This is a genomic window from Nonomuraea sp. B10E15 (genome assembly GCF_039871615.1).
Classification (GTDB): Bacteria; Actinomycetota; Actinomycetes; order Streptosporangiales; family Streptosporangiaceae; genus Nonomuraea.
In genome coordinates this window covers 118,297-130,742 of the sequence record NZ_JBDPMB010000026.1, presented here as the reverse complement: position 1 = coordinate 130,742, position 12,446 = coordinate 118,297, and the positions used below count along the sequence as shown (strand labels likewise).

At 69.8% G+C, this 12,446-nt stretch carries 11 protein-coding genes; all 11 read left to right on the top strand.

Annotation, left to right across the window (positions count from 1 at the left end; all coding sequences use genetic code 11):
• Positions 1 to 140: 140 nt before the first annotated feature.
• The 11 genes from ABGB14_RS43030 to ABGB14_RS42980 all read left to right on the top strand — a co-directional run bounded on the left by ABGB14_RS43030 (position 141) and on the right by ABGB14_RS42980 (position 12,445).
• Positions 141 to 1,412, top strand: coding sequence for a helix-turn-helix domain-containing protein (locus tag ABGB14_RS43030; protein ID WP_347649660.1), 1,272 nt, complete (start codon positions 141 to 143; stop codon positions 1,410 to 1,412).
• Entirely contained in the window at positions 1,409 to 2,401 is a 993-nt protein-coding gene (locus tag ABGB14_RS43025; RefSeq protein WP_347649659.1) for a threonine/serine dehydratase, read from the top strand. Before ABGB14_RS43030 ends, ABGB14_RS43025 begins: the two co-directional genes overlap by 4 nt.
• Before the next feature lie 96 nt (positions 2,402 to 2,497).
• The gene (locus tag ABGB14_RS43020) at positions 2,498 to 2,650 is read left to right on the top strand and encodes a hypothetical protein (RefSeq protein ID WP_347649658.1); all 153 of its coding nucleotides are present in this window, start codon (positions 2,498 to 2,500) and stop codon (positions 2,648 to 2,650) included.
• Positions 2,651 to 2,750: 100 nt separating this feature from the next.
• A complete protein-coding gene (locus tag ABGB14_RS43015) occupies positions 2,751 to 4,067 on the top strand; it encodes a coproporphyrinogen-III oxidase family protein (protein WP_347649657.1) in 1,317 nt (438 codons plus the stop codon).
• Positions 4,060 to 4,860 carry a methyltransferase domain-containing protein gene (locus tag ABGB14_RS43010; protein WP_347649656.1) on the top strand — a complete coding sequence of 267 codons (801 nt, stop codon included), beginning with the start codon at positions 4,060 to 4,062 and terminating at the stop codon, positions 4,858 to 4,860. Before ABGB14_RS43015 ends, ABGB14_RS43010 begins: the two co-directional genes overlap by 8 nt.
• Before the next feature lies 1 nt (position 4,861).
• A complete protein-coding gene (locus ABGB14_RS43005) occupies positions 4,862 to 6,211 on the top strand; it encodes a radical SAM protein (RefSeq protein ID WP_347649655.1) in 1,350 nt (449 codons plus the stop codon).
• Positions 6,208 to 7,725 (top strand): amino acid--tRNA ligase-related protein, encoded by a 1,518-nt coding sequence (locus tag ABGB14_RS43000; RefSeq protein ID WP_347649654.1) that lies wholly within the window; start codon positions 6,208 to 6,210, stop codon positions 7,723 to 7,725. The genes ABGB14_RS43005 and ABGB14_RS43000 overlap by 4 nt, the downstream gene beginning before the upstream one ends.
• Positions 7,722 to 9,179, top strand: coding sequence for a DUF885 family protein (locus tag ABGB14_RS42995; RefSeq protein WP_347649653.1), 1,458 nt, complete (start codon positions 7,722 to 7,724; stop codon positions 9,177 to 9,179). Before ABGB14_RS43000 ends, ABGB14_RS42995 begins: the two co-directional genes overlap by 4 nt.
• Positions 9,169 to 10,386 carry an MFS transporter gene (locus ABGB14_RS42990; protein WP_347649652.1) on the top strand — a complete coding sequence of 406 codons (1,218 nt, stop codon included), beginning with the start codon at positions 9,169 to 9,171 and terminating at the stop codon, positions 10,384 to 10,386. The genes ABGB14_RS42995 and ABGB14_RS42990 overlap by 11 nt, the downstream gene beginning before the upstream one ends.
• A complete protein-coding gene (locus ABGB14_RS42985; RefSeq protein WP_347649651.1) occupies positions 10,383 to 11,432 on the top strand; it encodes a hypothetical protein in 1,050 nt (349 codons plus the stop codon). The genes ABGB14_RS42990 and ABGB14_RS42985 overlap by 4 nt, the downstream gene beginning before the upstream one ends.
• The gene (locus ABGB14_RS42980) at positions 11,429 to 12,445 is read left to right on the top strand and encodes a hypothetical protein (protein ID WP_347649650.1); all 1,017 of its coding nucleotides are present in this window, start codon (positions 11,429 to 11,431) and stop codon (positions 12,443 to 12,445) included. The genes ABGB14_RS42985 and ABGB14_RS42980 overlap by 4 nt, the downstream gene beginning before the upstream one ends.
• Position 12,446: the final 1 nt, after the last annotated feature.

The following is a 12,446-nucleotide window of genomic DNA, read 5'->3' as shown; positions in this document are numbered from 1 at the left end:
AAACCGCTCTGGAAGCCGTCGCCGCTCGCGTCCGGCACCACGAAGAGCAACTCCGCCGACTCGCTACTCGAGTCGGCTGAAAGCGTTAACCGGCCAACGCAAGGAACCGGGGCCATTAGCCGGATAAACCATTCGACAACATGTTCGCCGAGCCTGTGGTGAGGCCTCTGGGGCTCGGCGACCTCTTGAGAGAGCACAGGGAGCAACGTGGACTGAGCCAGCAGCACCTGGCGGATCTGTCCACCGTGAGCGTTCGCACCGTTCGCAATATCGAATCCGGGTGCATCAGAAAGCCGCGGCGGCAGACCCTCGACCTGCTCGCCGGCACGCTCAAGCTGGACAGGATCTCGTGCGCCCTGCTGAACGATGCCGCCGCACGAGCCGAGCCCGCCGACGGCGGCCTTGATCCCCGCCCGCCGCACCCTTTCAGTTCGTTCGTCGGCCGCCTCGGTGACCGGGACGCCCTCAGCCGTACGCTGACCGCCGGAGACAGCCGGCTCGCGGTGATCAGCGGCCTCGGCGGCGTGGGGAAGAGCCGGCTGGCCATGGAGGTGGCGCTGCGCCTGCGTGAACAGAACGGCTGGCCCGTCCTCTGGGTCCCTTTGGGGGAGGGTACGGACGGCGGGCTGCCCCAGGCACCCGCCGTGGTCGTCGCCCTGGACGCGATCCGCGGTGATGCCGGATCGAGCGCCAGGCTGGCCCGGTTGATCGGCGGCAACGACGCGTTGATCGTTCTGGACGGGCTGCCCGGCGGCTCCTCCGTCGAGGGCTTCGCCTTCGCCCTCCTCCGCGCCTGTCCGCGGCTGCGGGTGCTGGCGACCACGGCCGCTCCGTGGCGCGCCAGGGGAGCGCTGTCGCTCCGGCTGGCGCCGCTCCCCGTTCCGCCGAGGAGGAACGCTCCCGCCCAGCTTGCGGAGACGGACTCCGTCCGGCTGTTCTTCGATCGCATGCACCAGGGGCGGACCGGTTCGGGCCTTCCCGATGCCGACCCGGCGACCGTTGCCGAGGTGTGCCGGAACCTGGACGGCATCCCGCTCGCCCTGGAGATCGCGGCCGCCCGCAGCGCGGAGCTCAGCGTGGAGGTGCTGCTCCACGACCTGATCACGGCCGCGGATGGTACGCCGGACCGGGCGTTGCCCGGCGAGTTCGGTCCCGTCTGGGAGGCGGTCGCGAACAGCTGCGACGTCCTGACGGGCCACCAGCGCGAGCACGCGCGCCGGCTGGCGCGAAGCACTGAGCGGTGGTCCATCGAGGACGTCGCGGCCGAGCTGGAGCTCTCCGTCTCCGCGGCCATCGCCCTGGTCGACGCGATGGCCGCGGCCGGACTCGTACGCGTGGAGAACCGAGGTACGTCACCGGAGATCGTCCTGCTGAACCTGGTGCGTCGCGTCCTGCTGGCCTCCATACCGTGACCGGAGATGGCGAGAGCCTCATGGAACCGCCCCTGGCCGCCGCCGGCGCCGTGGTCCTCGACGATGTCATCGAGGCGGCTGAACGGCTGGAGCCGCACCTTCCCCGTACCCCGTTGCGCCGGCTGGGGACGGCCGGGAACTGGCCGGTCTGGCTCAAGACGGAACACGGGCAGCCCACGGGCTCCTTCAAGATCCGCGGAGCCCTCTTCGCGATGTTGAAGCTCCACGACGCGAGGGCGCTGCCAGGTGCGGTCGCGACGTCGTCGGGCAATCACGGACGTGCGGTCGCCCATTCCGCCGCGCTCCTGAAGGTCGCGGCGACCGTCGTGGTCCCGCACAGCGCGCCGCAGGTGAAGGTCGACGCGCTCAGATCGCTCGGTGCCGATGTCGTCGTCACCGATCCCGACTCCCTGGACGCCGTCGCGGCGGACATCCGCGATCGACGCGGTCTCGCGCTGATCGGCTGCGACCTGCCCGAGGTCATCGCCGGGCAGGGCACCGTGGGCCTGGAACTGGCGGCGCAGTGCCGGGAACTGGGCACGGTCTACCTGCCCACGGGCACGGGAAGCCTGCTGGCGGGCACGGCGGTCGCCCTCAAAGGGCTGGGGACGACCAGGGTCATCGGGGTCGAGCCGGAACTGGCGGCGGACGCCTGCGAGAGTTTCCGGCGGGGGGAGCTGACCGCCTGGCCTGTCGCCGACACCTACAGAACCGTCGCGGACGGGTTGCGGGTGCCCAGCCTGGGCCACCACGCGTGGCCATTGGTGCGCAGGCTCGCCGATGCCATGGAGACCGTCTCGGAGACGGAGATCGCCCGGGCGGCGCGCCTGCTCGCCGAGTCCGAGGGCATCGTCGCGGAGCCCAGCGGGGCCGTCGCCTGCGCGGCGATGCTCCGGGGGCGTAGCAGGGACCGCGGACCGGTCGCGGCCGTGATGTCGGGCGGCAACGTCAGCCCCGCCTGGCATCGGTCCCTGCTGGATCCGCGATAGTGCCGGAAATGCCGCATCTTGCCGAAGTAATTGCCGGTTGCCAGCTGCAGTGAATCCTATGCTCGAAACAGCAGGAAAAACAGAGGAGGTGTCAAAATGCTGAAGCCAAAGGTTATCGAGATGTCCGCCCCCGAGGGCAACCCGTGTTCCCGGTCCGGGCACATCATCACTTCCGACTTCGCCGATTTCGGAGATTTCGAGCAGGAGCTGATCAGCGCCATCGCTGACGGCCGGCAGGAAAACGACTAGTCGCATAGTCGTCGATGCAGCAAGGGGCGGCGCTCCCCGGCCCAACAGATCGGTGGGCGCCGCCTGACCCGCGTGTGACGATTCTCGAGGATCTGCGCCCATGACCGACGACCTGAGCACGAGCAGGGGAGCGAGTAAGACATCCCTGCCCTTTCCTGTCAGATTCCAGCCGAAAATGCCGAGCACTGAACAGCAGGTCGACCAGGTGCGCAAGGTTCGCCTCGGATCCGACCCGCTGGCACTGTACGTCCATGTGCCGTTCTGTGTAACGCGATGCTATTTCTGCGATTTTGTGACCGTCGTCGGGAAGAGCGTGACTCCCGAACTGATCGACCGGTACGCCGGAGCGCTGAACACGGAGCTGGATTTCTACGCCGAGGACAGCGCCTTCCGCGACGCCTCGTTCGAGACCGCCCAACTCGGCGGCGGGACACCCACCATGTTGAGCCCCCGCCAGCTGGACGACCTGCTGGCTCGGATGCGGCACTACCTCAGGGGCAGCCCGGATGCGGAAATACTGGTCGAGGGATTCCCCACGTCCGTGACCCCGGACAAGCTGGAGGTCCTCAGGACCGCCGGCAACATCAAGTTCAACATGGGCGTGCAGACCTTCGACGACGAGGTGCTGGAGGCCGTCGGACGCCGGCACGAGCGTGACGACGCGATGCGCGCCATCACCCAGTCGAAACAGGCCGGCCTGCCCTCCGTCGGCATCGACCTGATCTACGGCCTGCCCGGTGGCGGAACCGAGGTGATCGCGGCCGACGTACGGACGGCCCTCGACTTCGAGGTCGACCACATCGCGCTGTACCCGTTGTGGGTCTATCCGCAGACGCGCCTCAACTCGCTCATCGCGACCGGCAGGCGGTCCAGCACGGAGTTCATGGAGCGGCAGGAGCAACTCCTGGTCGCGGACTCGATGTTGCGGGCCGCCGGATACGAGAGATACACGAGCTTCCACTACAGCCGCGGCCCCGAGCACCACCACCAGTACGGGTTGTGGCAAATGAGGGGACAGGACTGGCTGGGCGTGGGGCAGGCGGCCGCCAGCCAGCTGAACGACGTGGTCTACGAGAACGATCGCAACATCAACAGCTATGTGGCACTGGCCGGCACCCGCGCCGAGACCGCCGTGACGGCCGATCACCTGGACCATCGGGCGCGGATGGTCCGGCACCTCTCCTACGGCATTCGCGAACGGCGGTATTCACTCCACGCGTTCGAGGCCCGGTTCGGCGCATCGCCGCACGACGTCTTCGGACCCGAGATCGAGTGGATGGCCGCCGAGGAACTGGTCGAGGCGACTCCCGATCATCTGGAGCTCACCTTGCAGGGAGTTCTGCGGCTGGGCGACATCGAAGAGGTTCTGGCGCCCGCCGACCCCTTCGTGGCGGAAGCGGGGGCGTGTTGTGGCTGACGACACGGGAAACTGGTATGGGGACGAGCTGGCCGCACTCTACGACCACTCCCCGCTGCTGGCCGACGGGGAGGGCAACCCGGCGATCGACCACCTGCGTTCGCTCGCGGCCAAGTACGGCGGCCCGGTGCTCCAGATCGGGGTGGCGACCGGCCGGTTCGCCCTCCCGCTCGCCAGGGACGGTCACGAAGTCGTCGGGATCGACCTCTCGGAGAGCATGCTCGGCGCCGTACGCCGCCGGATGGCGGCAGAGCCCGCCGACGTGCGGCAGCGGCTGTCGTTGCACACGGGCGACATGCGCGACCTCGACCTCGGCCGGCGCTTCCCGCTCATCACGATGCCGGGGAACGTCTTCCTCTACAACCTGACGCAGCGCGACCAGCTGGCGACGCTGGCGACCATGCGCCGCCACCTCACCGACGACGGGGTCGTGGTCATCGACATCTTCACGCCGGATCTCCGCCTCCTGGCCGACGGGTCGGCCGCCGCGCAGTCCCACCGATTCCAGACCCACGACGGCGCGGAATACCTGGCGGAGCAGACCGTGCTGGTGGAGCCGCTCAGCCAGCGGGAGAAACTCCGCATGACGCACCGGCGGATAGGGCCCGACGGGGTGCTCGGCCCTGCGCTGTTCACGGAACTGACCATGCGTTACGTGTATCCGGCGGAAATGTTGCTGCTGCTCAAGGCCGCCGGGTTGCGCCTGTGCGAACTGGTGGGCGACTACGCCACCGGACAACGGAAGTCGACGTATGACGGCCCGCAAGTGGTCGTGGCAAGGCGAGGTGAGTGACTTGACCATCTACAAGCAGTCGAAATACGGGCACGTGCTGCCTCAGGAGGCGGGTGTCACGTTCTTCAACAGCCTCACGCTCGAGGTGCTCGAGGGCGATCAGGACGACGCGGACGTGTGGCGCTCGTTCGAGCGGCCGCGCCCGATCGAAGCCGCGTCAGCGGCGACGGAGCAGGTGCTCGTGGACTCTGGCCTGCTGGTTCCCGTGGACCGGGTCGAAGAGCGCCGCCTGCTCGACAAGCTCACCGACATCCGCCTGGCGCAGCGCAAGACCCGCGACGGCAAGTTCAGCTTTCTCCGCATGTCACTGACGGAGCGGTGCAACCTGAAATGTGACTACTGCTTCGTCGAAGAGGTCATCTACAAGGATCTGCCCAAGCAGCCGGCCCCGGCCGAGCGCTTTCTCGAGCATGTCGAATGGCTCATCCAGCAGAACCTCGGCGGGTGGCCGACCGTGCAGTATTTCGGCGGGGAGCCGATGCTGAGGTGGGATCTGATCCAGGACACCACCCGAGCGCTCGAAGAGGCCGTCGCGGCCGGGCGCATCGCGGGATTCACCCACGAGATGACCACGAACGGCACGTTGATGACCGGCGAACGCGCCCGGTGGCTGGCCGAACACGACATCAGCCTCACCATCAGCCTGGACGGCTGGAAGGAGATCAACGACCGCCATCGTTTGTTCCACAACGGCCGCGGCAGCTACGACCTGGTGATCAAGGCGGTGAAGGAGATACGGGCCGCCGGCGGTGAGCCGCGCTTCCTCATCACCTTGTTGCCCGAGACCGTGGAGATCCTGCCGGAGATCGTCCGGTTCGTGGTCGAGGAGCTCGGCGCGCAGAGCGTGGCGGTGAACGCCCCACAGCCGACGGCGGACGGCTGGGAGGTGGACGGACTGTTGCTCTCCCGGTCCGTACAGGAGTCATGGCTGTTCTGCAACAGCCGCGGGGTGGAGTTCCACTCGCTGGGCGCCTTCCTGGTGGAGCTCATCAACAAGCGCATGCCGCAGCCCGACCGCTGTTTCGACGGCAACCCGACGGGCAAGGAAGCGCACTGGGGCGGATACGTCGCAGCGGACGGGTCGCTGTCGTTCTGCATCGTGTGGCACCAGGACGAACGGGTCACCACCCCGAGCGTGCACCAGATCTCGCAGAAGCGCGTGGCCGACTGGCACTACGACGCCACGACCGTGGACGACTGCGACGGCTGCGTCGCCGGCATGGTGTGCGGCGGACCCTGCACGCTCGAGCGCCTCTTCAACGGCGGCGGTCTCAACCCCGACCGCTGCAAGTTCTTCAAGACCATGGTGCCCTTCGTGCTCACCCGGCCTTCGATCGGTACGCGACGATGACCCCCCGGACCATGGCCGCCGAGGCGGCGGCGGTGCCGCCGGGCAGCAGGATCCGCGTGTGCGGCTGGGTGACCGGCCGGACCGCGGACACCGTACAGGTGGCCGACTCGACCGGGTCCATAGCCATCGTGCCGTGCGCCGAGCTCGCCGGCGTCCGGACCGGCGACGCCGTCGAGGTGCGGGCGACCAGGTCGGCCACGGGGTACGTCGGAGCGTCGGCACGTGTCTGGCCCGCGACGGCCGCCCTGCCGGAGGACGTGAGCGGGAGCGATTCCCCCTACTCCTATCTCAGGTTCAGGAGCGGCGAGGCGGTCGACCTGCTCAGAGCCGCCGATCGGGCGGTCACGGCCGCCAGGAGCCATCTGGCGGAGCACTACTTCGTCGAAGCCAACACGCCGCAACTATGGCGGGCCACCAGGGAGTACGGCGAGTCCGAACTGCGGGTGACCGGCCCCGCCGACCCGGAATCGGGCAGCTGGCTGCTGCAGTCGCCCACCGTGCCGGCGATGTTGTGCGCGATCGGCGGCATAGACCGCGCCTTCCAGTTCAGCCGGTGCTTCCGCACGGAACGGAGCGCGTCACCGCTGAAGGCGCACGAGTTCACCCAGCTCAACCTCGCGGTCACGTTCACCTCGGTGGAGGAGCAGTTCCGCCTCCTTGAGGGTCTGTTCGAGAGGGTGAGCAGCGCCCTGGGCCTCCCCTCGTGGAGGAAGGCGCCGTTTCCCGTCATCGACTACGACGCCTGCATGCGCAGGTTCGGCTCGGACACCCCCGACTACCGCTACGCCGCCTTCCCCACGCCCGTGCTGGACGGGGATGCTTTCGGCCGGCCTGGCCAGCGGATTCGGGCGCTCATCGTCCCCGAGTGCGGCGCGGACGTCGCTCGTGCGCTGCGGAGCATGGCCGAACGGCACCTGGGCGCGGAAGCGGTCTTCCAGCACGACTCCGACGGGTCGGGCACGCTCGGCGCCCTGATCCCCGACCTGGTCCCGTCCGGACCGGTGGCTCTGGTGGGGTGCGCGGACGGAGCGCGAGCCGAGGCCTTCGTCCGCATGCTCGCGCAGGCCCTCCACCCGCTCGTCACGAACGAGCAGCCGCCCGCGTTCGGCCCGGTGTGGATCCGGCGCCAGCCGTTCCTGTCCGACGAGAAGCAGGAGGAGCACTCGCACCACAGCAGGTGCCTCTTCGGCCGACGAGTGGGCCCCGAGGGAGAACTCTCCGATTCGTACGACCTGGTCGTCAACGGTGTCGAGGTGCTGAGCGGCAGCCAGAACGAAGTGGATCACGAGCAGGCGCTGAAGAACTTCTCCGACGCGGGGGTGGCGGACCCGGAGGAGACGTACGGGTACTACCTCGATGCCCTACGGTTCGGCGCGCCGCCGCTGCACAACACCTCGATCGGGTGGGAACGGCTCATGGCCCTGCTGCTCGGCGTCCCCATGCGAGACGTGATGATCATGCCGAAGACGGGATCGGGGCAGTGCGCGGTCACCGGGCTGCCGGTCCAGGGATGACCACGACCTGGGCCGGCCTCGTACAGCGGTACTTCACGGTCGCGGTCACGCACCATCCGGGATACGCGCTCGCATGGGACGAGTTCGCCATCGAGCCCACGCCCGTCGCCCCCGCCACGCTGAGCGAGGCGTACCGATCGATCAGCGACCAGGTGGATCAGATGTCCGGCTCGGCGGACGATCACCAGGTGCGCCTCCTGCGCTGGTGCCTGGACGGCCGCCGCTTCGAACTGGACACCGCGCTGAGCTGGCGGCGCGATCCGCAGTTCTGGGTGGATCGCCAGTGTTACGGGGTCCTTGCCCAGATGGCCGCGGGCAACCTCCGCGATCGGCCGCTGCCGCCGTCGTGGGTCCGTGCCTTCCTGGCGAATCTGCCCGGCCTCTTCGGCTCGGCGATGCGGAACCTCGACCGCGAGGAGTGCGGCCAGGCCGACGTCCGGCGCGCCGTACACCATCTGGCCGCCGGCCGTCGCCTGGTGCGGCAGGTGGGCGATGCCGCCGGCGGGGGATGCGCGGACGAGACGGCCCGGGCGGATGCGGCCATCGACGGGTTCTCGGCATGGTTGTCCCGGGCCATCGGGCCAGGCCGTGCAATGCGTCCCATGGGAGCGCAGGTCTGGGAGACGGGCCTGCGGGCTCGTACCGGCATCGCCTGCGGTCCCGACGAACTCGAACATGCCCTGCGGCGCCGGCTCGACCGGTCTAGGCGGGAGATCGCTCTCACACGGGCGCCGGTCTCCGGCTTGGTCCCGGGGTCCGCGGACGAGATCGGCAAGCTGATCGCACGGCTCCCGGACATCTTCGCACCGAGGTTCGGCGGCGGCGAATGCCTCGACACGTTGCGCCTGGACGTGTCTGACGACGCCGTGCCCGGAGTCACCTCGGCGAGCTACCAGAACGCCGGATCACGTGGCGGCGGATCGGCGGTCGTCTTCGTCCGGCCGGCCGTTTACGCGTATCGGGCCGACCTCGAACTGGATCTGGCCCACGAGTGTTTCCCCGGCCATCACTGGCAGCACACCGCGCAGGCCCGTGGTCACCACGATCACCTGCTCTGCCTCCGGCACGGCAACCGGGCGTTCGTCGAGGGATGGGGACGCTGGTGCGAGGAGCTGTACGCCGCTGCCGCCCATGACCCCTCGGTGACCGCCCGGTTCCACGCGAGGATGGCGAAGTACTGCGGCCAGGCGCTCGCCGCCCTGCTCGTCCACGCACGCGACAGGCCGTTCCGAGAAGTGGCGGAGCACCTGACCGCGATGGAGGTGTGCGGCTCGGCCGACGCCCCCTCCCTCGTGCTGAGTGCCTACTTCGATCCCTGGCGGGCAACGGCGCCGATCGTCGGATATCTGGCGCTGCGCAAGGTCGCCGCCGAGCGCGGCGAAGGAGAGATGGAGGCCACGGTGGCCCAGCACGGCGCCGTCGACCTGGTCGGAAGGGGTCTCAGTGAGGAATGACCCGTCGGTGCGCCGGCTGGCCCTGTCATTCGGCCTTTTCAGCGTACTGATCAGCGTCGTGGACAAGCTGTTCGGAACGGGCTACATCCTGCGCATGAACGAGCAGGGGCTCGGGCCGGCGGAAATAGCCTTCGTCCTGACCCTCGGGTCCGTGGTGCTCGCCGTGGTGGACTTCCCGGCCGGCAACCTCGCCGACCAATGGGGCCGCAAGCGCACCGCGGCGGCCGGAGCGGTGCTCGTGGGCAGCGGCCTGCTGATGTACGGCTTCGCCACCGACACGCCCGGCTTCGTCGTGGCCATGGTGGTGTGGGCCGCGGGCATGGCACTGATCACCGGAGCTCCCACCGCCTGGCTCGTCGACCGGCTGGAGAGCGCCGGTGCGGGGGCACGGCGCACGACGGTCCTGTCGCGGGCCGCCACCATTTCCATGATCGCCGGCGCGCTGGCGGCGCTCCTCGTGGGAACTCCGCTGCTCAGCCACGGCGCGCACCTGGTGCTCTTCACCGCCGCCGCGCTGGCGTTCGTCACGGCGGCGGTTTTGCTGGGGGGCACCGACAACCGTGATCCGCAGGGCAGGCTCGTGAACCTCCCCGCCACGGTGTGGACCAACGCCCGGCTGGTCGTCCGCGATCCCACGATGAGGCTCGTCCTGTACAAGAGTGCACTGGTCCATATCGGCTTCACCAGCTTCCTGCTCAGCTACCAGCTGTTCGCCACCCAGGAGCTCGGACTGCCGGAAAGCGGCATCGGCGTGGTGCTGGCCGGTTCGATCGCGGCGATGGCGGTGGGGACCTGGCTCGCCGGGTTGCTCGACCGCCGGTGGGGCCTGGCGGCACTGTCCGCGGCGGGCGTGCTGGCGTGCGTCGCCGGATACCTGATGATGAGTCTCGCCCCCCACTGGCCGCTGTGGGCGGTCGGCCTGGTCTGCTACGAGATCGGGCTGGGACTTGACCTGATGGCCTTCAGCAGCTGGCTGCACGACCTGGTCCCCGCGGAGAAGCGGACGAGCTGGACGTCCGCGAGGTCGAGCATCCAGACCCTGGTCGGCGTCGTCGGCACGCTCGGCGCCGGCGGGCTGATCTCGGTGTTCGGTTTCCGCGAGGTCTGGCTCGCGGCGACGGCCATCACGGCGCTCGCCCTGCTGCCGCTCCTCGCCCTTCGCCGGCGCGTCGCCGTGCCGGCGAAGCTTGAGGAGAGCCTGTCGTGAGAACCAGGAACCGCGCGCTCGTGTCGGCGAGCCTGCGTGCCGGCCGCGACGTCCTCCACGTTGAGACGCGGATCGAGCGCGACCCCGGTGACGTGCTCGTGGTGTCGCTGAGCCCCGGCTGCCAGGTGCTGGAATGCCGCGGAGGGGACGGCTCGCCGATGTCCTGGCGGCACGAGGAGGACCGGCTGACCCTGGCCGGCTCGCACGGCGCGAGCAGCGTACGCATCGCCTACACCATCCCCCTCGGCGCACGAGTCGGCCTGGTGCCGGAGCAGCCGTGGCTGGCCCGCCCGGCCGGGCGTGACTTCCACGTCGCCGGGGTCACGACCCGGGTGATCGGCGAGGGCGGACTCATCTCCGGCAGGGATCCGCACCACGGAGCCCCGTTCATTGTGGCCTGGCCACCAGGCGACGAACCCCGCCTCCGTGTCGAGGTGCGGCAGGGAGAGGTCGTCGCGACCGACCGGCGCGCGGGCAGCGAGGTCACGCGTATTCTTCGGACGCTCACCGGCTGGCTGGGGCCGATCGACGACGTCAGTGTCGTCGCCGTGGCGGTGCCCGGCGCGTACGCCTACAGCTACCCGGGCGTCGTCGCCGTCCACCCCGGCCTGCTCGACTTCCCCGCCACGCTGTTCGGCCAGTACCTGCCGCACGAGCTGTCCCATCAATGGTTCGGCAACCGGGTCCGTTTCACCGGCCCGGGGTTCCTCTGGCCGCAGGAGTGCCTGCCGGAGGCGCTGCAGGCGTTGTACGTCAGGGAACGCTGGGGAGGCGCGGCCTACGACGTGATCACGCGGTCCTACCTCAGGCAGCACGATGAACGCCTGCTGCAGCAGCTGTTCAGCGTCGGGCCCGCCGAACGCGCGCGCCTGTCCCTGGACCGCTATCACGACCTGCTCGCGGTCGGCACCAGGCGGTGGTTGTCCGCCTTCCAGGCCGGCTCCCGCGCTCTGCACGACGTCGTTCGTGCCCTCGCCGCCGAGCCGGCCGAGTTCACGGGGGCACAGGTGGCCGCGATGGTCGGGGAGGCGGTGGTGCTGCCGTGAACGCGGGGGCGGCACGTACCCATGCCGGTTGGCTCGTCAGGGACAAGGGTTCGTTCTATCTCGCGACGGCCACCGGCTGGCTGCGCCTGCTCGGAGTCGACTCCGGCCTGCTGCGCGACCTCGGGCTCCGGCCGGAGTCACCCGTTCTGGTCCGGGGCTGTGCGGGCCCGCGGAACACCCTGCGGGTGGCCAGGATCGAAGGGCGCGGCGGGCGCCGGCTCGGCCGCCCGGTGCGTCCCCGCTTCATCGCCGACCCCGTCCCGCATCTCGAGGCGGCCAGCGACCTCAGGATGGCCTGCCACGTCGAGCTCAGAAGGCGGGAGTTCCCCGAGGTCAGTCTGCCCGTCGCGGCGGGCGACGCGGCCGTCGGGGAGGCCGTCGGCGGCGGTCTGGAGCGTTTCTTCGCCTTCCTCCCGCCCTTCCCTGACGGCTCCGCCGGCGACGAGGCCGGAGAGGACGGCGGACGGGAGGAACGGCTCGTGGTGGCGGATGCGACCGCCGAGCAGGACCAGCTGGCCGACCTCGGCGCCGGGCTGATCTGCCGGCTGGCGGAGACGGCGGGTGATGGTGTGCCGGTTGCGGCGTTCGGCCGCTTCACCACGCCGGAACGGTCGCCGGCGTTCTTCGATCCCCCTCCTGCCTGGCCCGCCCGAGCCCATGCCGTGCTGACCGGACGGCTGCACGCCGTAGGGGCACAGCCGGTCGAGATCCCGCTGCGCAGCGGCGGGACCCGGCTGGCGGTGCGCGGCGGTGACCCTGTGGCGGTGGCCAGGCTCATCGACCTCGCAGACAGCACCGCGCTGCGGGAGGACCACGGCCTGGCCCGCCAGTGGTGTCCGACCTGGGTGTCCCCCGGGGACGGCACGAGCCGGGACTGGCTGCATCTCGGCGGATACCGGGTGGCCGAGTGCGACGGGGCCGTCCTCCACGTGTTCTGGGAACGGCTCATCACCGTCCTGTGCGGCCTGCGCAGCCCGGCCGACGCCCGGCTCCTCCCGGCGCGGCAGGGCTGAG

Coding starts and splice junctions, on each gene's coding strand:
- ABGB14_RS43000 (WP_347649654.1), top strand. CDS start 6,208: ATGACCCCCCGGACCATGGCCGCCGAGGCGGCGGCGGTGCCGCCGGGC.
- ABGB14_RS43030 (WP_347649660.1), top strand. CDS start 141: ATGTTCGCCGAGCCTGTGGTGAGGCCTCTGGGGCTCGGCGACCTCTTG.
- ABGB14_RS42995 (WP_347649653.1), top strand. CDS start 7,722: ATGACCACGACCTGGGCCGGCCTCGTACAGCGGTACTTCACGGTCGCG.
- ABGB14_RS43015 (WP_347649657.1), top strand. CDS start 2,751: ATGACCGACGACCTGAGCACGAGCAGGGGAGCGAGTAAGACATCCCTG.
- ABGB14_RS43020 (WP_347649658.1), top strand. CDS start 2,498: ATGCTGAAGCCAAAGGTTATCGAGATGTCCGCCCCCGAGGGCAACCCG.